Source organism: Rhizobium sp. A22-96 (genome assembly GCF_053521805.1).
This window is the reverse complement of record NZ_JBNWDQ010000002.1, coordinates 322,650-346,212: the sequence shown is the minus strand read 5'-3', so window position 1 is coordinate 346,212 and position 23,563 is coordinate 322,650. Positions and strand designations below refer to the sequence as shown.

Annotated in this window: 21 protein-coding genes; 10 read left to right on the top strand and 11 right to left on the bottom strand. The window is 59.7% G+C overall.

Annotation, left to right across the window (positions count from 1 at the left end; all coding sequences use genetic code 11):
* Nucleotides 1-13 precede the first annotated feature (13 nt).
* Entirely contained in the window at nucleotides 14-892 is an 879-nt protein-coding gene (locus ACQZ6F_RS08155) for a 50S ribosomal protein L11 methyltransferase (protein WP_077469022.1), read from the top strand.
* Nucleotides 893-1,082: 190 nt separating this feature from the next.
* Here ACQZ6F_RS08155 and ACQZ6F_RS08150 read toward each other — a convergent pair whose 3' ends face one another.
* Nucleotides 1,083-1,223 carry a hypothetical protein gene (locus ACQZ6F_RS08150; protein WP_168807084.1) on the bottom strand — a complete coding sequence of 47 codons (141 nt, stop codon included), beginning with the start codon at nucleotides 1,221-1,223 and terminating at the stop codon, nucleotides 1,083-1,085.
* A gap of 340 nt (nucleotides 1,224-1,563) precedes the next feature.
* Here ACQZ6F_RS08150 and ACQZ6F_RS08145 point away from each other — a divergent pair, with 340 nt between their 5' ends.
* Entirely contained in the window at nucleotides 1,564-3,399 is a 1,836-nt protein-coding gene (locus ACQZ6F_RS08145; protein WP_449092161.1) for an aminopeptidase P family protein, read from the top strand.
* A gap of 51 nt (nucleotides 3,400-3,450) precedes the next feature.
* On the opposite strand, the gene ACQZ6F_RS08140 is transcribed toward ACQZ6F_RS08145, so the two are convergent.
* Nucleotides 3,451-3,762 carry an AzlD family protein gene (locus ACQZ6F_RS08140; RefSeq protein ID WP_449092162.1) on the bottom strand — a complete coding sequence of 104 codons (312 nt, stop codon included), beginning with the start codon at nucleotides 3,760-3,762 and terminating at the stop codon, nucleotides 3,451-3,453.
* Nucleotides 3,763-3,764: 2 nt separating this feature from the next.
* Nucleotides 3,765-4,487: an AzlC family ABC transporter permease gene (locus tag ACQZ6F_RS08135; protein ID WP_077469018.1), complete on the bottom strand. Its 723-nt coding sequence runs from the start codon at nucleotides 4,485-4,487 to the stop codon at nucleotides 3,765-3,767.
* A gap of 244 nt (nucleotides 4,488-4,731) precedes the next feature.
* Here ACQZ6F_RS08135 and ACQZ6F_RS08130 point away from each other — a divergent pair, with 244 nt between their 5' ends.
* Nucleotides 4,732-4,983 (top strand): DUF2164 domain-containing protein, encoded by a 252-nt coding sequence (locus tag ACQZ6F_RS08130; protein ID WP_077469016.1) that lies wholly within the window; start codon nucleotides 4,732-4,734, stop codon nucleotides 4,981-4,983.
* Between the two features lie 7 nt (nucleotides 4,984-4,990).
* Here ACQZ6F_RS08130 and panB read toward each other — a convergent pair whose 3' ends face one another.
* The 3 genes from panB to ACQZ6F_RS08115 form a co-directional block, all read right to left on the bottom strand.
* On the bottom strand, nucleotides 4,991-5,812 hold the full coding sequence (gene panB, locus ACQZ6F_RS08125) for a 3-methyl-2-oxobutanoate hydroxymethyltransferase (protein ID WP_449092163.1): 822 nt from the start codon (nucleotides 5,810-5,812) through the stop codon (nucleotides 4,991-4,993).
* Nucleotide 5,813: 1 nt separating this feature from the next.
* Entirely contained in the window at nucleotides 5,814-6,689 is an 876-nt protein-coding gene (panC, locus tag ACQZ6F_RS08120; protein ID WP_449092164.1) for a pantoate--beta-alanine ligase, read from the bottom strand.
* Nucleotides 6,690-6,967: 278 nt separating this feature from the next.
* A complete protein-coding gene (locus ACQZ6F_RS08115) occupies nucleotides 6,968-7,672 on the bottom strand; it encodes an SDR family oxidoreductase (protein WP_449092165.1) in 705 nt (234 codons plus the stop codon).
* A 123-nt stretch (nucleotides 7,673-7,795) separates the two neighbouring features.
* On the opposite strand from ACQZ6F_RS08115, the gene gcvA reads away from it, so the two are divergent.
* The 3 genes from gcvA (at nucleotide 7,796) to ACQZ6F_RS08100 (ending at nucleotide 10,360) form a co-directional block, all read left to right on the top strand.
* Nucleotides 7,796-8,686 carry a transcriptional regulator GcvA gene (gcvA, locus tag ACQZ6F_RS08110; protein ID WP_449092166.1) on the top strand — a complete coding sequence of 297 codons (891 nt, stop codon included), beginning with the start codon at nucleotides 7,796-7,798 and terminating at the stop codon, nucleotides 8,684-8,686.
* A gap of 2 nt (nucleotides 8,687-8,688) precedes the next feature.
* Nucleotides 8,689-8,865, top strand: a complete 177-nt coding sequence (locus tag ACQZ6F_RS08105; protein ID WP_449092167.1) for a helix-turn-helix transcriptional regulator — start codon at nucleotides 8,689-8,691, stop codon at nucleotides 8,863-8,865.
* A gap of 97 nt (nucleotides 8,866-8,962) precedes the next feature.
* Nucleotides 8,963-10,360: a hypothetical protein gene (locus ACQZ6F_RS08100; protein ID WP_449092168.1), complete on the top strand. Its 1,398-nt coding sequence runs from the start codon at nucleotides 8,963-8,965 to the stop codon at nucleotides 10,358-10,360.
* Between the two features lie 6 nt (nucleotides 10,361-10,366).
* On the opposite strand, the gene ACQZ6F_RS08095 is transcribed toward ACQZ6F_RS08100, so the two are convergent.
* From ACQZ6F_RS08095 to gstA, 4 genes are all read right to left on the bottom strand, one after another.
* Entirely contained in the window at nucleotides 10,367-11,452 is a 1,086-nt protein-coding gene (locus ACQZ6F_RS08095; RefSeq protein ID WP_449092169.1) for a glycosyltransferase family 4 protein, read from the bottom strand.
* Nucleotides 11,453-11,533: 81 nt separating this feature from the next.
* Nucleotides 11,534-12,157: a bifunctional nicotinamidase/pyrazinamidase gene (pncA, locus tag ACQZ6F_RS08090; RefSeq protein ID WP_449092170.1), complete on the bottom strand. Its 624-nt coding sequence runs from the start codon at nucleotides 12,155-12,157 to the stop codon at nucleotides 11,534-11,536.
* Nucleotides 12,158-12,269: 112 nt separating this feature from the next.
* The gene (locus ACQZ6F_RS08085; RefSeq protein ID WP_449092171.1) at nucleotides 12,270-13,556 is read right to left on the bottom strand and encodes a sugar MFS transporter; all 1,287 of its coding nucleotides are present in this window, start codon (nucleotides 13,554-13,556) and stop codon (nucleotides 12,270-12,272) included.
* A gap of 429 nt (nucleotides 13,557-13,985) precedes the next feature.
* Nucleotides 13,986-14,621 carry a glutathione transferase GstA gene (gene gstA, locus ACQZ6F_RS08080; protein ID WP_449092172.1) on the bottom strand — a complete coding sequence of 212 codons (636 nt, stop codon included), beginning with the start codon at nucleotides 14,619-14,621 and terminating at the stop codon, nucleotides 13,986-13,988.
* A gap of 149 nt (nucleotides 14,622-14,770) precedes the next feature.
* On the opposite strand from gstA, the gene ACQZ6F_RS08075 reads away from it, so the two are divergent.
* On the top strand, nucleotides 14,771-15,094 hold the full coding sequence (locus ACQZ6F_RS08075; RefSeq protein ID WP_449092173.1) for a winged helix-turn-helix transcriptional regulator: 324 nt from the start codon (nucleotides 14,771-14,773) through the stop codon (nucleotides 15,092-15,094).
* Nucleotides 15,095-15,291: 197 nt separating this feature from the next.
* Nucleotides 15,292-16,362 (top strand): type I restriction endonuclease, encoded by a 1,071-nt coding sequence (locus tag ACQZ6F_RS08070; protein WP_077468998.1) that lies wholly within the window; start codon nucleotides 15,292-15,294, stop codon nucleotides 16,360-16,362.
* A gap of 1 nt (nucleotide 16,363) precedes the next feature.
* On the opposite strand, the gene ACQZ6F_RS08065 is transcribed toward ACQZ6F_RS08070, so the two are convergent.
* Nucleotides 16,364-18,829, bottom strand: a complete 2,466-nt coding sequence (locus ACQZ6F_RS08065) for an ATP-dependent helicase (protein WP_449092174.1) — start codon at nucleotides 18,827-18,829, stop codon at nucleotides 16,364-16,366.
* Nucleotides 18,830-19,189: 360 nt separating this feature from the next.
* On the opposite strand from ACQZ6F_RS08065, the gene ACQZ6F_RS08060 reads away from it, so the two are divergent.
* Both ACQZ6F_RS08060 and ACQZ6F_RS08055 read left to right on the top strand, forming a co-directional pair.
* Nucleotides 19,190-20,356: an efflux RND transporter periplasmic adaptor subunit gene (locus ACQZ6F_RS08060; protein WP_449092175.1), complete on the top strand. Its 1,167-nt coding sequence runs from the start codon at nucleotides 19,190-19,192 to the stop codon at nucleotides 20,354-20,356.
* Nucleotides 20,353-23,508, top strand: a complete 3,156-nt coding sequence (locus ACQZ6F_RS08055) for an efflux RND transporter permease subunit (RefSeq protein ID WP_449092176.1) — start codon at nucleotides 20,353-20,355, stop codon at nucleotides 23,506-23,508. Before ACQZ6F_RS08060 ends, ACQZ6F_RS08055 begins: the two co-directional genes overlap by 4 nt.
* Nucleotides 23,509-23,563: the final 55 nt, after the last annotated feature.

Genomic DNA, 23,563 nt, shown 5'->3' with positions numbered 1-23,563 from the left:
AAAGAGCGACGAGTTGAGTGAAATCCGCCTTTATGTGACGACGACCGAGAAGAAGGCCGAACAGGTCCTCGATCTGATGACGCCCGTTTTCGAGGACGAGGAACTGCCGATCGCGACCAGCGAGATCGATGAGAAGAGGGATATCTGGGAAACCTCGATCTATCTCTATGCGGAAGATGAAGACGATGTTCGTCCTCGCTTCGCAGCCTTGTTGGAGCAGGCTTTTCCGGAACTTGCCATCGAAAAGGAAATCATTCCCGACGTCGACTGGATTGCCAAGTCGCTGGAGGGATTGAAGCCGGTTCGCGCCGGACGCTTCCTGGTGCATGGTTCTCACGATCGCGACAAGGTCGGTTCGAGCGATATTGCCATCGAGATCGATGCAGGGCAGGCCTTCGGCACCGGTCATCACGGCACGACGGCCGGTTGCCTGGAAACCATCGAGAAGGTTCTTGCCAGCCGACAGGTCCGCAACGCCCTCGACCTGGGTACCGGCAGCGGTGTGCTGGCGATCGGAGTGCGCAAGCTGCGCAATATTCCGGTCCTGGCGACCGATATCGATCCGATTGCCGTCCGTGTTGCGCGCGAGAATGTCCGCCGCAACGGCATAGCCTCCGGAATTGCGCTTGAAACGGCGCCGGGCTTTCACTCGACGGCCTTTTCGCGTCATGGACCGTTCGATCTGATCATTGCCAATATTCTTGCGCGTCCACTGATCAAGATGGCGCCGCAGCTTGTGGCACATCTAGCGCCGGGTGGCTCGGTCGTCCTGTCGGGCATTCTCGCCGAGCAGCGCTGGAAGGTTCTTGCGGCCTATAATGGTGCGAAGCTCCGCCATGTGCGCACAATCTGGCGCAATGGCTGGGTGACCATCCATCTTGACCGGCCTTGAGCCGGTCATCCGTCTATGCGGAAAACAAAAAAGGCGGTGCCGAGGCACCGCCTTGAGATCGGCCTAGACCGATCTTGCCCGCGAGCGTGTGGAGGAGGAGTGCTCAAGCGGGCTCTAGCGTTCTGATCATGATCCGGGGAGGGAGGAGGAGAACCGGATCGCGATCTGGTGAACGCGTAGCTGATAACTGTTAGTGGCGATCACCACGGCTTGCGCCGATTGCCTTCGACGTTTCGACTTCGAGCTGACGAAGCGAGCCGACAGAGTGGCGTACGGTGCGACGCTCGCCAGCCAGCGCCGGGCTAACATATGCGGAGCGAGAGATAGGCATTGTCTTTAGTCCTTTTCGGTTGGGTTCTTCGTGAACCCCGTTTGATGTGGCGGATATAGCGACTCGTTCGCTCGCGTGGCAGGGGGGAGGCTTCATGGGAGCTATGCGCGATATGCATATTGCCTGCCGTGAAGATGTCATATTTGACCTGTCATGCTCACGAAATGGGCGGATTCGTTAACAGCGCCTATGGCGAACCTGGCAGCACGGCAGGCTTGAATCGCCACATCACCGACAGTTTTCGCTCTCCCCCGAAAATCACGTCGCACTTCCTGCAATCATGTTCTAACATACTGGCACTATTCAGTTTCACGGATTCCCACCAGTCTCGGATTAAGCCATGTTCCAGTCTTTCGACGTCACTTCCACCCCGCAATTCGGCCGCGAACGGGTCGCTGGGCTGCGCAATGCCTTTGGCGATCTCGGTATTGACGGCTTCCTGGTGCCGCGTGCCGACGAGTATCAGGGCGAGTATGTGCCCAAATGTTCAGAGCGGCTCGCCTGGCTCACAGGCTTCACTGGATCGGCGGGTGTTGCACTTGTGACACACACGCAGGCCGTGGTTTTCGTGGATGGCCGCTATGTGACGCAGCTTGCCGAGCAGGTGGACCGCAGCGTCTTCACCGGTGGCGATCTGGTGAACGAGCCACCGCATATCTGGCTGCCGCGCCATGCCAAGAAGGGATTCCGGCTCGGGATTGATCCTTGGCTGCATACCGGGGCCGAAGTCCGCCGGCTGGAAAAGGCGTTGAGCGAGATCGACGGCAAGCTGGTCTTTCTTCCCCATAATCCCCTCGACAAGCTCTGGAGCGACCGACCCGCAGAGCCGCTTGGCGGCGTCATTATCCAGGATATCGCCCAGGCCGGCATATTGGCGAAGGACAAGCTCGCGACGATTGCAGCCAGTCTCAAGGAAAAGAACCTCAAGGCTGTATTGATCACCGATCCGTCTTCGGTTGCCTGGATCTTCAATATTCGCGGCAGCGACGTGCCGCACACGCCGCATCCGCTGGCGCGTGCCATCATTCATGCCGAAGGCGAGGCTGAGCTCTTTCTCGACAAGCGCAAGACCAAGGTCGAGGCGGAAGCCTATCTCACCCAGATCTGCAAGCAGCTGCCGCCGTCCGAGCTGGCCAGGCGGCTGGCTGCCGCGGCCGCAAATGGCGGGCGCATCCTGGTCGATCCGGATCTCGCTTCCTATGCGCTGACCGATATCATCCGTCATGAGGGCGGCGAAGTCGTCGAGGGCAATGATCCCGCCAAGCTGCCGCGCGCCTGCAAGAATGCCGCCGAGATCAACGGATCGGCGGCCGCCCATCTGCAGGATGGCGCCGCCATGGTGGAGTTTCTCTACTGGCTGGAAACCAGCAAGCCGGGCACGGTGACGGAGATTGCCGCCGCCGAGCGTCTGGAGGCCTGCCGCGCCCGCGTCGGCCAGAGCATGCAGAACCCGCTGAAGGACATTTCCTTCGATACGATCTCGGGCGCCGGCGAGCATGCGGCGATCATGCATTACCGCGTGACGACGGCTAGCGACCAGATGATTCAGGCCGGCGAGCTTTTCCTGATCGATTCAGGCGCTCAGTACATCAATGGCACGACGGATATCACCCGCACGGTCGGCATTGGTGCTGTCTCGGAAGAAAAGAAGCGTCTCTTCACGCTGGTGCTGAAGGGAATGATCGCCATCAGCACGGCGCGCTTCCCCAAGGGCACGCGCGGCTGCGATCTCGATCCGCTGGCGCGCATTGCGCTGTGGAAGGCGGGCGTCGATTTCGCCCATGGCACCGGCCATGGCGTTGGCTCCTATCTCTCGGTGCACGAGGGGCCGCAGCGCATTGCCCGGCTCGCCCTACAGGAGTTGTTGCCCGGTATGATCCTGTCGAACGAGCCCGGCTATTATCGCCCTGGCCATTTCGGCATCCGCATCGAGAACCTGATCTACATTCGCGATCCGGAGGAGATCGAAGGCGGCGATATGCCGATGCTCGGCTTCGAAACGCTGACCTTCTGCCCGATCGATCGCAGCCTGGTCCTCGTGGAACTGCTGACGCACGAAGAGCTGCATTGGCTGAACGAGTATCATGTGAAGACGCGCGAAGCGCTGATGCCCCTCATCCATGATGCGGACATTCGGGCCTGGCTGGAGAATGCGACGCTGGAACTCAGCCACTGACAATCTATGCCATCCCGCTTTCGCTTGAGAGCGGGATGGCCTTGCGATGGCTTAGGCGCCGATCGAATGTCGCCACGCCATCACGACGATCCATCCCGCGACCAGCATGTAGGTCGAGGGGTAGCGCAGGCCGACGAGAAGCGCGGCAAGCAGCCCCACCTTGGTATCCCATCCTCCGATGAAGAAGGCCGGCGCGACGAGCGTCGTCAGGACCGCTGCGGGTACGGCATTCAGCGCGGCTTCGACGCGCGGCGGAATGCGGGTCATTTTGACGATAAGGATATAGCCGCCGATGCGCGTGAGGAAGGTCATGATGGCGGCGGCCAGAATCAGCAGGACCATATTCGCGTTGAAATCGAACATGCTCAGACCTCGTGGTTTTCGCGAGCGAGATCGGGCTTGCGATTCGCCTTCACCGGCGGCAAGAACGCGGCGACGGCGACGCCTACCAGGGCGCCGATACTCACATGCCAGGGCGAGCCGATGTAGCGGTGGGCGATGGCCGATGCGGCGGCACTCGCCACCACCACCGGCAGGAAATTGTCACGTTTGCGGAAGCCGATGACAATGCCGAGGAAATAGATCGGCAGCAGGATATCGAGACCGATCGACCTGGGATCGCCGATAAGGCTGCCGAGCAAGCCACCGGCAAAGCTTGCCAGCACCCAGGGAATGTAGATCATCGTCGCGGAGCCGATATACCACGCGAAGGTTACGGGCTTGCCGCTTTCGTCGCGCTTGATCGTTTCGGCAAATTGCGGATCGACCAGGAAGAAGAAGGTGAGGAATTTTTCGACCAGCGAGAAGCTCCTGATATAGCGGGCGATCGCCGCCGAGTAGAGTACGTGGCGGAAATTGACTGCCAGGATCGACAACACGATCAGCCAAGCCTGGACGTTGTGACCAAAGAGATCGAGACCCACCATCTGGCTGGCGCCGGCATAGACCGTGCTGCTCATCAGCGTCAATTCGCCGACCGACATGCCCTGGTCGCGCGCCAAGGCACCGAACAAGGCGCCGAAAGGTGCCGTTGCGAGGCCGACGGGGATGCCGCCCTTCAACCCGTCAATAAAATCCGCGCGACCCATCGTCCGCTCTGTCCTTCATGGAAAATCCGGTGCCTGGGCCCAGATGCTGTGTTTGCAGTTCCGGCACACAGATCGAGCGCGACTTACAACCGTGATCGCCGCTTGCGCATCTGCGCCCAAGCGCTGTTCAATGGCGGGAGCTGTAAGCCGCGCGCCAGGAGGCGGCAATTGAATTTACTTGATGGATCAATTGATTTCCTTGAAGCAGCCCCCAAGACTGCTCGCAAATCGGGAGATACGGAACATGCAGAAGATCACCTTCACCAAGGAAGAAAAGGCAGCGATCGTCGCGCGCATTCAGCGCTATTTCTCTGAAGAACTCGACCAGTCGATCGGCACATTGCCCACGGAATTCCTGCTGGATTTCTTTACCGCCGAGATCGGCCCCTATTACTACAATCAGGGTCTGCGCGACGCTCACGCCGCTCTGATGAGCAAGATGGAGGATTTCGGCGAGGCGATCTATTTGCTGGAGAAGGAGCCGCCCAAGGGCTGATCCGGCTTCATTTCTTCGGTTGAAACGTGTGCTCCAGGGCCGGGAAGCTGCGGGCTTTGACTTCGTCAGCATAGGCTTCCACAGCCTTCGAGATCGCCGGCGCCAATTCGGTAAAATGCTTGACGAAACGCGGCTTGAAATCGTTGAAGAGGCCAAGCATGTCATCGGAGACGAGGATTTGCCCGTCGCAGGCGGCCGACGCGCCGATGCCGATGGTGGGGATGGAGACTGCAGCGGTGATTTCGCGGGCGAGGGGTTCGATCGTGCCTTCGACAACCATCGCGAAAGCACCGGCCTCGGCAATCGCCCTGGCGTCGCGCCGGATCTTGTCTGCTTCCTTCTCGGAGCGGCCAAGCGAGCGGTAGCCGCCGGTGGTGTTCACGAGCTGCGGCATGAGACCGATATGGCCGAAGACAGGCACGCCGCGGGCTGTGAGGAAGGATACGGTCTCGGCCATTTCCTCGCCACCCTCGAGCTTCACGCCGTCGCAGCCGGTTTCCTTCAGGATGCGCGCGGCATTGCGAAAGGCCTGTTCCTTCGATTCCTGATAGGCGCCAAAGGGAAGGTCGACGATGACGCAGGCATGCTTGACACCACGCATGACGGCCTGGCCATGGGCAATCATCATTTCCATCGTGACGCCGACTGTGGTCTCCATGCCGTAGAGCACCATGCCGAGGGAATCGCCGACCAGCAGCAGGTCGCAGTGTGGATCAAGCAGGCGGGCGATGGGCGTCGTATAGGCGGTCAGGCTGACGATCGGGCGCGTGCCCTTCATCGCCTCGATGGCTGCCGGTGTGATGCGTTTGATCTGTCCTACGGTGCTCATCTCATGCAGCCTTTTCGCCGGCAGTCTGCTTGCGGCCGATCACGCGGTTGTCGAGCAGGCGGGTGGAGCCGATGCGCACGAACAGGGCGATGAGCACAGGCTGGCCCTGAAGCTTCGTCAGTTGCTCCAGCGTGTCGGGATCGCGAACGGCGGCGACTTCAGCGGTTGCGAGCGGCTCGCTTTCGATGAAAGTTCGTAATGCCTCCTCGAATGCAGAGGGATCATCGGTACCGAGATCATAGAGCCTTTCGGCTTCCGCCAGTGCCTGTGGGACGATAGCCGCCGCTGCCCGCTCCTCCTTCGAGAGGTACACGTTGCGGGAGGACAGAGCGAGCCCGTCCACATCACGGACTGTTGGCACCGGCACGACCCGAACGGGCTGGGCGAGATCCTCCACCATACGGCGGATGATCGCCACCTGTTGATAGTCCTTTTCGCCGAAATAAGCGCTGCCCGGCTGGACGATATTGAAGAGCTTGGTGACGACCGTGGCGACACCGGCGAAATGGCCAGGGCGCACTGCGCCCTCCAATTCGGCACCAAGTTTCGGCACGTCGACGACCGTTTCCATCGGGCGGGGATACATATCGCTGACGCCAGGCGCAAAGAGGAAATCGACGCCACCGTCTCGCAGCATGGCGCTGTCGCGCTCAAGATCGCGCGGATATTTCGCCAGATCCTCATTAGCGCCGAATTGCAGCGGATTGACGAAAATGGAGGTGACGACAATGTCGTTCTCGGCTTTTGCGCGGGAAACGAGTTCCATATGCCCGGCATGCAGATAGCCCATGGTCGGCACCAGGCCGATTCTACGGCCGGCCTTGCGATGCTGGCCGAGCTTCTCGCGCAGTGCCGCTATCGTGTTGATGACGTCCATCGTGGCACTCCTCCCGAGGCAGCGCCGCCCCATGCCGCCCATTTCCATCCCGTAATTTGGCGGCCCTTCTAACGTGTGCAGTGCAAAAAAGCAATTCAAGGGAACGAGCGCTTCGCGTCTTGCCTGCGTTGCTCGTCGCTCCCGGCGCCGGCAAGGCCGGTCCCGTGGCAGATTCTGCGGGGGGCGGGAAATATATGAGTTCTTGTACTCCAAAATAATATCGCTCTCCCAAGCGATGCCTGGGAGAGCGACGGTGATACTGCTGGCTTATTTTGGGCTTACACCGATCGGGTCAATCCGCCATCGACCTTGAGGTTCTGGCCGGTGATGTAGCCAGCCCCATCGGAGGCGAGGAAGGCGACGGTGGCGGCGATTTCGGCGCTGGTGCCGTAGCGCTGCATCGGCACGCTGTCGCGGCGCTCTTCGGTGGCGGGCAGGCTGTCGATCCAGCCGGGCAGCACGTTGTTCATTCGCACATTATCGGCGGCATAGGTGTCGGCGAATATCTTGGTGTAAGAAGCAAGGCCTGCGCGGAATACGGCCGAGGTCGGGAACATCGCGGAGGGTTCGAACGTCCAGGCTGTGGAGATGTTGACGATCGCGCCGGACTTCTGCTTCTGCATGATGGGGGCGACGAGCCGGACCGAGCGGATGACGTTCATCAGATAGACGTCGAGGCCGGTGTGCCATTGTTCATCGGTGATATCGAGGATCTGAGCGCGCGGGCCGTGGCCGGCGCTGTTGACGAGCACATCGACCCGTCCCCACTTTGCCATCGTCGCATCGACCAGGCGCTTGAGGTCGTCATTGGACTGGTTGGAGCCGGTGATACCGATGCCGCCGAGTTCTTCTGCAAGAGCCTCGCCCTTTCCGGAGGACGAGAGGATAGCCACCTTGAACCCGTCGGCGGCAAGACGCCTGGCGCTCTCGGCGCCCATGCCGCTGCCGCCCGCAGTGATGATCGCGACTTTTTCTATTGACATATTCGTCTCCTCTTTGGTCTTGCCCGGATGGGCTGATTGCTTCAGACTTGCCGATGAAATATCATCTTCCTCGCGCGAGGGCGAAGCAGTTGCACTCTTATTTGCCAGTAGAAAAACTATTGCATGAACGGCTCACTCGGTAAACTTCCTTCTCTGAACGGCCTGAAGGCATTCGAGGTGGCGGCGCGTCATCTGAGCTTCAGGGTGGCGGCCGAGGAACTTGGAGTTACCCAGGGTGCGGTAGCGCAGCAGGTGCGCGGGCTGGAGGCCGAACTTGGCGTAAAGCTTTTCGAACGGATGCCGCGAAGCCTGGTTCTGACCGGCGAGGGGCGCGGCTATATCGCCGATATCAGGCGCGCCTTTGAAATCATCGCCCAGGCGACTGGTGATCTCCGGCCGCAACCGGTCAGGCTCACCATCAGCACCACGCCGACATTCGCATCGAAATGGCTGATCCCGCGCCTGCCGGATTTTACGAGCCGTCATCCCGATCTCGATCTTCATATCCTCGCCACCGAGCGCATGTCGGGGTTTCAGGCGGATGGAGTGGATCTTGCGGTTCGCTATGGGCGTCCGCCCTTCGGGCCGGGCTTGGCGACCGAACTGCTGTTCGAACAGGAAATTATTGCGGTTTGCAGCCCCGTGTTGCTGCGCGACCGAGAGCCGCCGAAGACCTCTGAGGAGCTTGCAGGCTATGCGCTCCTTCACGACGCCCATAATTCCTGGCCCGAATTCATCGATACCCATTTCGGAGGGGCGGCGCAGCCCTCCTATAAGGGTATCAGCTTCAACCAGACATCGCATGCGATAGAGGCTGCCATTGCCGGGCAGGGCATAGTTCTCGCCAACCGGGATTTCGTCGCACGGGATATGAAGGAAGGGCGCTTGATGCAGGTCGTTGAGGGTACGCTCAGCGGCTCTGCCGACTTCTATCTCGTCTGGCCGCGCTATCGCAAATCCCCGGCAATCGAGACCGTGATCGCCTGGATGAGCGAAGAGGCGAGGAGGAAATAGCGGTGCAGGCCTGCCCAGGTCGGCACTGCTGGTCCCAGAGCGAGCTTGCAGCCAAGTTCGATGTCTTCAGACAGACTGCAAACGCCGTCGATAGCGAGCGCTATCATCCCAGCCTGCCGCTTGCCTTCGTCATCGCCAGGGTTTTTCCCCTGCAGATCGAGGAGATCTTCGAAGAGTGAGGCCGCTACCTAATGACGAATGGCACTTGTCATCCTCTTCCGGAATCTTCCCTTTGGGATTAGCGCTTTTCTCAATCTTTTGCTGTTAGCTGGCTGCATGGCAAAGATCGTGGCATTGGCGGCATATTTCTATCAGGCAGCGGTGGCCTTCGGGCTGCTGATTGCGGTGGCGCATCTGCTTAAGCCTGCAGATTATGCTGCTTATTCACTCTTCATCACCATCAGCCAGTTTGCCGCGATCTTCTGCTTCGAGTGGGTCCGCTTCGCCTGCAGCCGCTTCTATCCAGGATCGACACCGGGAAGCGAAGCGCTTGAGCGGAAGGCTCTGGGCGTCGAGTTCGCGGCATGCGCGGCGATCTGCCTGATCGCAGCATCCACATCGATCTTCTTTTCGGTTCCCGGCGACATTGCTGTCTTCGGTGGTCTGGTAGCGATCCTGCAAGGTGGCAGCGACCTGCATCTGACCATGCTGCGCTTCCGGCAGGAGTTTCGCGTCTTTTCCCGCCTGCAGGGATCGCGAGCCACCATTCTGGCGGTTGGCACACTCGCCGGTGCAATTGTGGCTCCAACCTTTGCTTCAACGGTCGCTGGCCTGTTGGCGGGCTATGTCACCTATGGTTTCTGGGCCGCATTTCTGACCCGCAACAGCCTGCGCGAAGCAGCAAGCTTCGAGCCTGTGTTGGTTCGCAAGCATTTCGTCTATGGCAGCGTCGCGGCCAGTGCGTCGGTCATGGGTATGCTGGCGCCGCTCGGATTGAAGTCCATCCTGACAGCCACGTTGGGAGCAAGTGGAGCAGCCGGCGGGCTGCTGGCGCTCGATCTGCTGCAACGGCCGTTCGTGCTGATCGTTTCCGCCCTGCAGGCCATTCAGTATCCGGATGTGGTGGCGGCCTATGATCGTGAGGGGCCGACACCGGCTTTCAGGAAGCAACTCGGGGATTATTATTCGCTTCTGACCGGCCTTACGCTGATGACGGCGGCCGGTATCTTTGCATTGCTGCAGCCTGTGGGGCAGTGGGTCATTTCCGCAGGCCTACGCACTGAATTTCTAGCCGCGGCGCCTTTCGTCATCGGGCTCGCCACATGCCGCGCGCTGACATCCAATATGCTGCCGACGCCTGCGCATCTACGGCATCGGTTGCTGGCAATTTTCCTGCTTGCGCTGCTCGATTGTGTGCTGTTGAACGCCGGCACCCTGGCGGGCGGCTATCTCGGTTCCTTCGGCGATGCGGAATTGATGGCGGGCGGCATGATCGGTGCGCTGATCGCGATGGCGATCGGGGTGAAGGTGCTGGTGTCACTGCCGTTCGATTTCGTTTGGCAGCCGGTCTTGCTCGCAGCCATTGGTCTCGCTGTGCCGGTGCTTGCGACGGCTGGCTTCCACTATTCGCTGTGGCTATCGGTGTCGGTCGGGGTGTTTGGCGGCGCGCTTTTCTGCCTGCTCGGCCTCTACAGCTACTTCGTGACGATGTTCCGGCGGCAAGTCCGGCCCTAGAGTTTCCTAGAGAGCCTCCAGCATGGCCAGTACACGGTCAGCGCTGCCATCCCAGGAAAAGCGGGTGACATTCTCACGGCCGCGCCGACGCAGATCGTCGCGCAGGGCTTCGTCCGTTGCGATCCGCTGCATGGCAACGACAAGCTCGTCCTGTCGCGTGGGGTCGAAGTAGAGGGCCGCATCACCGGAGGCTTCGCGAACGGCGGGGATATCGGCCGCGAGCACCGGGCAGCCCTGCGTCATGGCTTCCAGCGGCGGGATGCCGAAACCTTCATAGAGGCTTGGAAAGACGAAGGCTGTGGCATGGCGTTCCAGCGCTGCGATCTCCGCGTCCGTCAATCGGCCGGGAAAGAGCAAACGATCGTTCGACTGCGGGCCATCCGACTTGAACACGCTTGGGGCGGTGCCGCCGACCACCACGAGTTTCTGGCTGATATCGCCGAGCGCCTCGAAGGCGCGGATTGCGAAGTCGAGATTCTTGTTCGGCTTCATCGTGCCGACGAGCAGGAAGAAGCCATTCGTCTTCAGTCCGAGCCGCTCGATGATGGTTTCATCGGGCTCGATGGCGGCGAAATGATCGACGGCGTTATAGACGACCTCGATGCCAGCAGCGGATACGCGGAAGACGGAGGCGAGCTCCTGGCGCGAGAACTCGGAGACGGTGCCGATCTTGGCGGTGCGGGTGAGCACGGCGCCGAGCGCGCCATGCAGAAGGCGGTAGCTGCGCTTGAAGGATTGCGGGTGGCGGAAGATGGTGACGTCATGGATGACGACCATCTGGCGGCGATGCAGGAGCGGCCCGCTGCCGCCGAAACCTATCAGCCTGTCCCCGCGCGAGCGTGAAAGCAGTGCCGTCTGCTCCCAGACATGGCCTGGGCCGGAGCCGAAGCTGTCGATCTTTATCGTGGAAAGTTCGAGATCGACGGGCGTATTGTTGGGCACGGCCAGCCGCCAGCTTGCGCCCTTCAATGCAGCGGGCACGGCGCCGGCGGCGATCTTGCGGTCGAGCGCCAGCGTCAGCTCGCGGGCAAAGCGCTGCACGCCGGAGAGTGGCTGGCCGAGGAAACGCCCGTTGATGGTGATCGATTGCACGCGATAGGTCCCGAAATCTTATTGATCGGGAACAGCTTGCACGATTTTCCTTAGGGAAGGTTTAGCTCTGCGTGCTTGATTTCAGGCGAACGCGTCCGTGCTGCTGACAATCGCCACGCCACGCGTCCGCATTTCGTCGATAGCGGCTTTGACGCCAACCGGGTCGATGCCGCGGCTTGCATCCTCGATGAAACGGATTTTGACGCCGGGTAGCATCTCGACTGCGTCGAGCGCCGAGAACTTCACGCAATAATCCGTTGCCAGACCGCAGAGATCGAGCTCGGTGACGCCTTTAGCGCGCAGATGTGCGGCAAGGCCGGTCAGCGCCGCCTGATCGTTGTCGCGGAAGGCCGAATAGCTGTCGACGGCCGGGTTCTGGCCCTTCTGCTGGATGAAATCGATGCGATCGGCATGAAGAGCGGGATGGAACTCCGCGTCTTCGGTATCCTGGACGCAATGGTCCGGCCACATCATCTGCGGCTTGCCCGAGAGCATGCCCATCTCGAAAGGCTTCTTGCCGTGATGGGCCGAGGCGAAGCTGCCGTGACCAGCCGGATGCCAGTCCTGCGATGCCACGATCAGGTCGTATCCGCCGCTGTCGATCAGCCTGTTGGCAACGGGCACTATCTCATCGCCTTCAGGTACCGGAAGATTGCCGCCGGGGCAGAAGCCGTTCTGGATGTCGATGAGCAGCAGTGCTTTCATGAGGCCTGTCCTTCCGTCCTTGTTGCACTGCACGATGCCAAGTGACGGGCTTCGGATCAAGCCTTTTGCGCCCCGCCGATCAAGGCGGCGAGGCGCGATGGTTTGCAAAGGCTTACGCGACGGGCTTGTGGCCCTTGAGGCCATAGTAGGCGATGTAGACGTAGCAGATGATCGGCATCAGGAAGGCGAGGTGGATGCCGATGGTGTCGGCAAGGCCGCCTTGGATCATCGGCAGGATGGCGCCGCCGACAATGGCCAGGCACAGGATGCCCGAGCCCTGGCTCGTATATTTGCCGAGACCATGCAGCGCCAGGCTGAAGATCGTCGGGAACATGATGGAGTTGAACAGGCCGATCGCCAGTACGGACCACATGGCAACGTGGCCTGTCGTCAGCACGGTGACCGCGAGCAGGATGATGACCACGGCGGCATTGAAGGCGAGCGCCTTGCCATCGTCTACATGACGCATGATTAGTGCCCCGACGAAACGGCCGATCATGGCGCCGCCCCAAAAATAGGAGACATAATGAGCGGCGTCCGCCTCGGAGAGGTGGGCAATATCCGGCTGGCTCAGGAAGTTGACGAGGAAGCTACCGACGCTGACTTCGGCGCCGACATAAAGGAAAATGCCGACAGCGCCGAGCACGAGATGGCGATATTGCCAGGCAGAACCGCCGCCGCGCATCGGCTCGACGGTTTCCTCATCTTCGACTTCAGGCAGCTTCAGCGCTGCAAAGACGGCAGCCAGCACCAGGAAGGCTGCGGCAAGGAGCAGGTAGGGGAATTTCACTGCACTTGCTTCCGCGACCCGTATCGCGTCGAGCTGTTCCGGCGTGGCGTTGGTGGCGGCAACGGTTGCCGCCGACAGGATCAGCATGGCACCGAAGAGCGGTGCGATCGTCGTGCCGAGCGAATTGAAAGCCTGTGTCAGGTTCAGGCGGCTTGCGGCGGTATCAGGCGGTCCCAATACGGTGACATAGGGATTGGCGGCGACCTGGAGGATCGTGATGCCGGTGGCAAGCACGAAGAGGGCGCCGAGGAAGAGTGCATAGACGCGATAGCTGGCGGCCGGGATGAAGAGCGCGCAGCCGACTGCTGCAATGGTAAGGCCGACGACAATGCCCCACTTATAGGTGATGCGCTTCACAAGCGCTCCAGCCGGCAGTGATACGATGAAGTACGCACCGAAGAAGCAGAGCTGGATGAGCATCGATTGAGTGTAGTTGAGCTGAAAGACGCTCTTCAGGTGCGGCACCAGAATGTCGTTCAGGCAAGTGATGAAGCCCCACATGAAAAAGAGTGAGGTGAGTGCGATAAGCGCGAATTGGTAATTGCCCTGGCCTTGGCGTGCGGATGCACGCGCGCTGGTGGACGCAGAGCTTGTTGCTGAGCCAGCCACTTTTTTATCCTCGGTTCTAGTTTTACCAGGCTTCGATGTTCGACCCGGGCGGTGAGCCCGAACGGGCCGAAAGACAGGCTGGTAGCGGCTTGCCGAGATATCGCGGAAGGTGCGGAATCCCGAAGCCACTAAGGTCGATATAATCGATTAGGCCTATATTGGTAGCATGCTAGCGATGCGGATTTTGCAGGGCAGGGTTGTTGGAACCGGGATGCGCTTGCGGCAAAAGCCGGATCGCGTTGCAAACGTCTTTTTGAAGTCTAGCAGAGAATTTTGTCTGCCGCCCGATAAACTATTTTGATGCAGGATTTACGATGGATATGGCCGCGCCGGGCTATCGCGCGACCGAAAGACAAGGACATTCTCCGGACTGATGAGAAGGGCGACCGCCCACCGATCTCCCAAGCCGAACGGCGGCATTTGCCCGGATCAATCGAAAGCCAATCCCTCTTCTTCGATAGACTTCCGCACGGCGTCACGCTGTCTCATGTGGGTGTACCAGGCTTCGAGATTGCGCAGCCCATCGAAGTGGATGTCGGCCTTGTAGTAGGACTTGAGCCACGCCGCCTGGCCCCAGCCGGTGAGTGCGAACAGATAGGCATCGGCAACCGTGAACCTGTCACCCATCAGGAAGGGGCGGTCGGCGAGATGCTCGTTGATCCATTGATATCGCTTTTCGAGTTTCGGTCTTGCCGTGTCGACATAGTTTCCCGCCAGCCGCGCATAGAGGAGCGGAATGAAGCCCTTGTGGATCTCCGTCGACAGGAAGCCCAGCATTTCCTGCAGCTTGTAGCGCTCCATCGTGCCGGCGGCAGCGGCCAGCCCGGATTCGGGCTTTAAATCTGCCAGATATTGAACGATGGCCGGCCCCTCCCGTAGGAGATTTCCATCGGCGAGTTCGAGAAGGGGGACATAGCCGTGCGGGTTGATGTCGTAGAAATTAAGTCCCGTCTCGGTCTGGTGGCTGGTGTGATCGACCTTGATCAGCTCCACCTCCAGGCCGAGTTCGTTGATGACGATATGGGGCGAGAGCGAGCAGCTTGCGGGCAGATAGTACAATTTCATGAGGGAACTCCATGGTGTTTCCGATGCCAGCTTCCGCTTGGAAAGACGGCTGCTGATCCATGTATTCTCTCTGGTATGGAATAGTAAGAACGGAAAAGTTTGACATCTAGGTACAAAAATTATACCGCCTTGCATATGAGGTACATCCGATGAAAAAGACCGTGACAGGCTGCTCCGTCGAAGAGGCGATGCATTTGCTGGGAGGCCGCTGGCGGCTGCTGATCGTCTCCTATCTGGTCGATGGTCCACAACGCTTCAACGAGTTACGGCGACTGATGCCGGGCATCTCGCAGAGAATGCTGACTTTGGACCTGCGTGCGCTGGAGGAGGCGGGTCTTATCAACCGCACGGTCTATCCCACGGTTCCTGTGAAGGTCGAGTATTCGCTCACGGAGGACGGGTGCCGTCTGGAGAAGGTGGTGGCGGTGGTCAAGGAGTTTGGGCTGTGGCTGAAGGATCGGGATGCGGCTTGAGTTTGGCTTTTCGCTTTGAGGGAGCGCATGGGAACAGGGAAGATATCGTGAGTTCCGAGTTTTTAACGGCGATGGACTACACGCTATATTTGGTATCGGCCCTGTAGGTAAACTCAATCAAAAATATACGCTCGCATCGATTGCATCCGGCGACAAATATAATATTGTTTTGTTGGGGATCGAATTTGGGAGCTAGTATGTCGTTCAAGGAACAAGTTGCGGAACTATCGAAGCGCGCGATTTCTGCGCAGAATATCGCTCTTACTGAAGAAGCGACAAAGAACGCTCTTGTTATGCCATTTCTGCGCACGCTTGGCTTTGATGTTTTTGATCCAACACAAATTGTGCCGGAATTTATAGCTGATGTTGGTTTGAAAAAGGGAGAGAAGGTCGATTATGCTGTAAAGATAAATGACCGGATTGAATTCATTCTGGAAGCGAAGGCTGTTAGTGCGAATCTTTCGCAGGCCCAATACAGCCAGCTTTATCGGTATTTTTCGACGACCGATTGCTCAATTGCGATCCTCACGAATGGCATACAAATCTGGTTTTTTACCGATCTTGATGCGCCCAACAAACTTGATAGCAATCCGTTCTTTAAATTCGATCTTTTCGACTACGACGATAACGATCTGAAGGAACTCGAAAAATTTCACAAAGAAAAATTTTCGATTGAAGACATTAAAAGCTCGGCCAGTATTCTCAAACGGATGAAGGCGACGATTAGCTGCATAGAAGCACAATTCAACGATCCTGATGACGAGTTCGTTCGGCTCATTTCAAAGGAAATACATGACGGCAAGCTCACTGCAACCGTCGTTGCTGAATTCAAGCCGATTATCAAACGGGCGTTCGAAGATCTCGTTCGTCAGAAAATCCAAAAGAAATTAAGTGCTGCATTCAACGAGAATGTGAATATTCCGACGATAAAGGACGTAGATTCGGTCACTCAAATCAATGACGAAGGCGACGGTATCGAGACAACCCAAGAGGAAATTGACGGATTTAATATTGTCAGAGCAATCGGAGCAGAACTGGCGGATGTCTCGCGAATTGTCATGCGTGATCAAAAATCCTATTGCGGCATCAATTTCGACGACAACAATCGTAAACCGATTGTCAGACTACATTTTAATTCCAAAACCAAATTTCTCACGATCTTCGATGCTGAGAAAGTTGGATCTCGGTTTGATATTACGCAAACTGCAGATATCTTTAAGGCCAAAGCGCAAATACACGCTGTAATCCAGTCGTACGTTGCTTCTTGATTCACACCCTCTCCACAAACCCATCCAGCACTCTTTTCTGCCCCGCCCGATCGAACTCGATTGTCAGCTTGTTGCCTTCGATCCCTGACACATTGCCGTTGCCGAACTTGATGTGGAAGACACGGTCGCCGACCATGAACTTCGAAGGTTCGGCGGAGGTGGATTTGGCCACCAGTTCGCCGTCGATGGTGCGGGTCTTCGGGCCGCTTTCGCCATAGCCGATGCGTTCGACGGCGTGGCCGGAGCGAGAGCCCCAGTTGTCGCGGGTGGCGTCGGTCTTGTTGGCCTGGGCGCGTTTCCAGCCTGGGGTCGAGTAGGAGTTGGCGAAGGGTTCGGCCTTGTCGAAGCGCGACTGGCCGTAGCCGCCACGGCCGTAACCGCCGTAGGATTGCTCGACTTCGGCGACTTCGACATGGGTGATCGGCAGTTCGTCCAGGAAGCGGGAAGGGATGGTCGACTGCCATAGGCCGTGGATGCGGCGGTTGGAGACGAACCAGATGTGGCAGCGGCGCTTGGCGCGGGTGAGGCCGACATAGGCGAGGCGTCGCTCTTCCTCCAGACCGGCGCGGCCGCTTTCGTCCAGCGAGCGCTGGTGCGGGAAAAGGCCTTCTTCCCAGCCGGGTAGGAAAACGGTTTCGAATTCCAGGCCCTTGGCTGAGTGCAGCGTCATGATCGAGACGGCATCGAGATTTTCGTTCTGCTCGACATCCATGACCAGCGCGACATGCTCCAGGAACCCGCGCATGGATTCGAAGCTGTCCATCGAGCGGATGAGTTCCTTCAGGTTTTCCAGCCGTCCGGGCGCTTCCGCCGATTTGTCGTTTTTCCACATGTCCGTATAGCCGGACTCTTCGAGGATCTGCTCGGCAAGGTCGGTATGCGGGGTATTTTCGAGCAGGCCCTGCCAGCGGCGGAAGGACTGCACGACGTCGAATAGCGCCTTGCGCGGCTTCGGCTTCATCTCGTCGGTCTCGATGATGTCGGCTGCTGCCGCCAGCATCGGGATGTTGCGAGCGCGGGCATAATCATGCAGTGCGCGTATGGTGGTGTCGCCAAGGCCGCGCTTCGGCGTGTTGACGATGCGCTCGAAGGCGAGGTCGTCGGCCGGCTGGCAGACCAGGCGGAAATAGGCCATGGCGTCGCGGATTTCGAGACGCTCATAGAAGCGGGGGCCGCCGACGACGCGGTAGTTGAGGCCGAGCGTGACGAAACGATCTTCGAATTCACGCATCTGGAAGGAGGCGCGCACCAGGATCGCCATATCGTTCAGTTTGTGCTGATTGCGCTGAAGCTGCTCGATCTCTTCGCCGATGGCGCGGGCTTCTTCCTCGGAATCCCAGGAGGCGTGCACCTGCACCTTGATATCTTCGGGATCGGAACGGTCGGTAAACAGCGTCTTGCCGAGCCGGCCTTCATTATGGGAAATCAGATGTGCCGCAGCGCCGAGAATATGCTCGGTGGAGCGATAGTTGCGCTCGAGCTTGATCACCTTGGCGCCGGGAAAATCCTTCTCGAAGCGAAGGATATTGTCCACTTCCGCACCGCGCCAGCCATAGATCGACTGGTCGTCATCACCCACGCAGCAGACATTCTGCAACTCGCCCTTCGGCCGCTGCGCCAGGAGACGCAGCCACATATATTGCGCCGTGTTGGTATCCTGATACTCGTCGACGAGGATATAGCGGAAGCGTTGGTGATAATCCTTCAGCACATCCGGATTCTGCCGGAACATGTTGATCGGATGCAGCAAAAGGTCGCCGAAGTCACAAGCATTCAGCGTCTTCAGGCGGTTCTGGTAGGCGGCGTAGAGTTCGCGGCCCTTACCATCGGCAAAGGCGCGGGCATCGCCCTCCGGAATCTCGGCCGGGCTGAGGCCTTTGTTCTTCCAGGTGTCGATCATGCCGGCGAATTGCTTGGCCGGCCAGCGCTTGTCGTCGATGCCCTCTGCCTGGATCAACTGCTTGATCAGGCGGGTAACGTCGTCGGTATCGAGAATGGTGAAGCTGGAGGTCAGGCCCACAAGTTCGGCATGGCGGCGCAGCAGCTTGACGCCGATCGAGTGGAAGGTGCCGAGCCAGGGCATGCCTTCGACCGCCCCGCCGACGAGCAGGGCGACGCGTTCCTTCATCTCGCGGGCCGCCTTGTTGGTGAAGGTGACCGCGAGGATCTGGCTGGGGAAGGCGCGGTTGGTGGAGAGGATATGGGCGATGCGGGTCGTCAGCACGCGCGTCTTGCCGGTACCTGCACCAGCAAGCACCAGAACGGGGCCGTCGAGCGTTTCCACCGCTTCGGCCTGCTCCGGGTTGAGGCCCGACAGATAGTCCGGCCGGCGATGGCTGTCGCGCGCCGCCATGGCACGGGCCGCAATGCCGCCGCCGATGCTGCCGGTATCCGGCGCAACGCGGCGCGGCGCCAGGTGCTCCGGCTCCTCGTCAAAGAAGGGAATGTCGTCATGTCCGATGGTCATGCGGCCCAATGTAATGATTCTACCCTGAAAGGCAAAAGAAACGGGCCCAAAATAGAACAAAAAGTGCACATTCACAGGGAGAAAGCAGTGAGGGAGACGCTATTTCAGTGTCCGAAAGGCGACGTTGGGCTACGAATGAAACGCCTCGTTGTCCGCGCAAAGATTACAACTTCGTCATAATCGGCAGCAAAGCTTGCTGCATATGTATAAAAAAACGATATTGCAGCAAATCGGGCACAATCGTGCGTTATACCACCGCCGACCCGAACTTGGCCTCAGTAAGTGCGCTTGGCGAAATGAGGCCATATTGAACTGACGACGCGATTTCATCGCCTCTGACACAAAGAGCCGGAGACGTACATGACCGCCTGGAAGCAACTTTCCTTGTGTTTTTTCTTATTGCTGGCAGGTCTTGCCGCCGCCGTGGCTTTTGTGCCGGGCGCAGCCAACCTGTTGCGGGGGGCTGGTGTTCCCGAGGCTGCTGTGGCGGTCCTTGCGCCCGGCAAGAACAACAGTGGCGGGAAGCAGGCGGATGCGGCCAATAACGCAGGGCGGCGTGGGAAGAATGTGCCGTTGGTGGTCACCGAGCCAGTGGTGGGCGCCATCGTCAATGATCGGCTGAGCGCGATCGGCACGGGCGATGCCATCCGTTCCGTGGTCGTCATGCCGCAGGCAGCCGGCACAATCCGGGAAATCCTCATCAAATCCGGCGACCGCGTGACACAGGGGCAGGTGCTGGCGCGCCTCGACGATGATGAGCAGATCATTGCCCGCGGCCAGGCGGAAGTGGCGCTGAAGAGCGCCTCCGAGAAATCCCAGCTTTATCGCAATATCAAATCCAGCGTCTCGCGAATGGATGTTTTCGATGCCGAGATCGTCGAGCAGGGGGCGAAGCTTGCGCTGCAATCGGCGGAGCTGGCGCTGAAGCGCCGCGACGTTGTTGCGCCGATCGACGGCATCGTCGGCATCGTGCCCGTTGTCGTCGGTGATAACGTGACGACGGCCACCAGCATCGTGATGCTGGACGATCGCTCCGAGATCCTGGTGGACTACTGGGTGCCGGAGCGTTTCGCCAACACCGTCAAGGTCGATCAGCCTGTCGAGGCGACATCGGTTGCGCTGCCGGGGCGCGTCTTCACAGGCGCGGTCGAGGCGGTAGACAATCGCGTCGACGGTGCCAGCCGGACCCTGCGTATTCGCGCGCGCATCGACAATGCCGCCGATGAGCTGCGTGCAGGCATGTCCTTCAACGTCGGCATGCGCTTTGCCGGCGATACCTATCCGTCCGTCGATCCGCTTGCCGTGCAATGGGATGGGGAGGGCGCCCATGTCTGGCGCGTTGCCAACGGCAAGTCGTCGAAGGTGCGGGTCAGCATCGTGCAACGCAATCCCGATGCCGTCCTGGTCAAGGGTGATCTTCGCGATGGTGATCCCATCGTCATCGAGGGGCTGCAGCGGGTGACCGAGGGCGGCGACGTGCGTTTTGCGCGCGATCTCGCCCAGGCCACGGAGGTCATCACGCAATGACCGGCCACAATGATGATGTGACCGAAGCCGGCGTGAGCCACGGCAAGCAGTCATTCACGGCAATCTTCGTGCGCCGGCCGATCCTGGCGCTGGTCTTCAATACGCTGCTTGTCGTTGCCGGCCTTGCCGCCTATTTCGGCGTCGAAGTGCGCGAATTGCCTGACGTCGACCGTCCCGTCGTCACGGTCAGAACCATGTTCGACGGCGCGTCACCGCAGACGATCGACCAGGAGCTGACCAAGGTCATCGAAGGTGCGGTTGCACGCGTCAGTGGGTTGAAATCGGTCTCCTCCAGCTCCTCCTTCGGGCAGAGCAGGGTGACGCTGGAGTTTTCCGATGCCACGGATCTTTCCGTCGCGGCCAACGACGTGCGCGATGCGATCGGCCGTATCACCGAGCAATTGCCAGATCAGGCCGATGCACCGCAGATTGTCAAAGCGGATTCGGATTCGCAGCCGATCATGCGCCTTGCCGTCACCTCCAATACGCTGACGATGGATGACCTGACCCAGCTCGTCGACAAGGAGATCACCGACCGGCTGGCTTCGGTAGAAGGCGTTGCCGATGTCGAGCTTTACGGCGATCAGGAGAAGGTCTTCCGCATCGATGTCGATCAGGCAGCGCTGGCCGGGCGAGGCCTGACGATCGGCGATCTGACGACGGCGCTTGCGACTGCGGCCCTCGATGTGCCGGCGGGATCGCTGAAGAGTGCGCGCCAGGATATCGTCGTGCGTGCCACCGCTGCGCTACAGACGCCGGAGGAATTTGCGCGGCTGATTATTAAAGACCGTGTGCGGCTCTCGGATGTCGCCACCGTGACGCTCGGTCCGCGCGACGGGACGACCGCCCTGCGCTCCAACGGCGTGCAGGGTGTTGGCTTGGGTATCATTCGTCAGGCGCAGTCGAATACGCTGAATATTTCCGAGGGCGTAAAGGCCGTCGTTGCACAGCTGGCGAAGACGCTTCCGGAGGGAACGCGCATTGCCATCACCAGTGATGACGCCGTGTTCATTCAGGGGGCGATCCACGAGGTCGTGCTGGCGCTCATCCTGTCGGCTCTGATCGTCACTGTTGTTATCTACCTCTTCCTGCGCGACTGGCGGGCAACGCTGATCCCGGTCGTCACCATGCCGGTGGCGCTGACGGGCACGCTTGCCGCGCTCTACATGGTCGGCTTCTCGATCAACATTCTGACGCTCCTGGCTATCGTGCTCGCCACCGGCCTCGTGGTCGACGACGCCATCGTCGTGCTTGAGAATATCGTGCGCCGAAGGTCCGAGAAGATCGGGCCGCGGGCGGCCGCGGTGCTTGGCACACGCGAAGTGTTCTTCGCCGTCATCGCGACGACTGCGACGCTTGCCGCGGTTTTCATTCCGCTGTCGTTCCTGCCGGGGCAAGTAGGCGGCCTGTTCCGCGAGTTCGGTTTCGTGCTCGCCTTCTCGGTCGGCCTGTCGTCCATCGTCGCATTGACGCTTTGCCCGATGCTTGCCTCGCGGATGCTGACCAAGGAGATGCGCGAGGATCACGGCATGCTTGGCCGTTTCGGCGAACTCTTCGCCAGTGTCTATCGTCGCACGCTGCGGGCCTGTCTCCATGGGCCGCTTGTGGTCATCGTCTTCTGTGCGCTGTTCTCGGCTGCCGCCGTCCTGGCATTCATGAATGTCAAAAGCGAACTGACGCCCACGGAGGATCGGGCCATGGTCATGCTGCGGCTGACAACGCCGCAGGGGGCCGGTCTCGATTATACGAAGGATCAGCTGCAGCGCGTCGAGGAGCGGCTGCAGCCGCTGATGGATAGCGGCGATATCCGCAACATCTATGCAATCTCCGGCATGAACAGCCAGAAGAACAGTGGCTTCATGGTGCTGACGCTGGCGCCGTGGAGCGAACGCCATCGCACGCAGCAGGACATCGTTTCCGACATCAATCGCGCCATGGCCAATGTGCCGGCTCTTCGCGGCAACGTCGTCCAGGCAAACAGCCTGCGCATCCGCGGCGCCGGCAGCGGCGTGCAGATGGCGCTCATCGGCAACAATCACGAGGCGCTGACGGAATCGGCACTGAAGCTGGTGCAGGCGCTTGACGCGACGGGACAGTTCGACACGCCACGGCTCAATAACGAGCCGACGCAGGCTCAGGTCTCGGTCGCTATCGACCGCGAGCGCGCCTCCGATCTCGGGGTCGACATAGCCGGCCTTTCGGTGGCGTTGCAGTCGCTGCTTGAAGGTCGCTCTGTGGTCGATGTCTTCGTGGCGGGTGAATCCTATCCGGTGCTGCTCACCTCGACGATGCGTCCGATCGATGATCCCACGGATCTAGAAAACGTCTTCCTGAAAACGGGCGATGGCAAGATCGTGCCGATGTTGGTGATCGCATCGTTGAAGGAGAATGCCGTTGCGCCGCAGTTGACCCGCGAGCAGCAGCTGGCCTCGGTTGCAATCACCGCCGGCCTCAAGAACGGCATGTCGCTTGGACAAGCCGTGGAAGAGGTAACGCGGATCGCGACGCCGCTATTGCCGCCCGGCGCGCGGCTGATGCCGCTGGCCGAAGCAGCGACGCTGGAGGAGAATTCCAGCGGCATGGCGCTGACCTTCGGCTTTGCCATCGTCATCATCTTCCTCGTGCTGGCTGCGCAGTTTGAAAGCGTGCTGTCGTCGCTGATCATCATGTCCACGGTGCCGCTGGGCCTTGCCTGCGCGGTCTTCGCTCTGGTCATCACAGGTTCCAGCCTCAACATTTACAGCCAGATCGGACTGGTGCTGCTCGTCGGCGTGATGGCGAAGAACGGTATCCTGATTGTCGAATTCGCCAACCAGCTCCGCGACAAGGGCGAGGGTGTGCGCGATGCGATCGAGAAGGCCTGTGCGCTACGTCTGCGCCCCGTCATGATGACCATGATCGCGACCATCCTCGGCGGCGTGCCGCTGGTATTTGCCGAGGGAGCCGGTGCGGAGGCGCGCGTAGCGCTCGGCTGGGTGATCGTCGGCGGGCTAGGTTTTGCGACATTGGTGACGCTCTACATCACGCCTGTCGCCTACCTCCTCATTGCCCGCTTTGCGAAGCCACAGATGCATGAAGAGCAGCGCTTGCATGATGAGATGTCGGATGCCGTACTTCGTTCGAAGCTTGCCAATCTGAGGGCCGCGGAATGAAGGCGGCACGGATGAGTTGCTTTCTCTTCGTCCCACGCTCTCATTTATGGTAAAT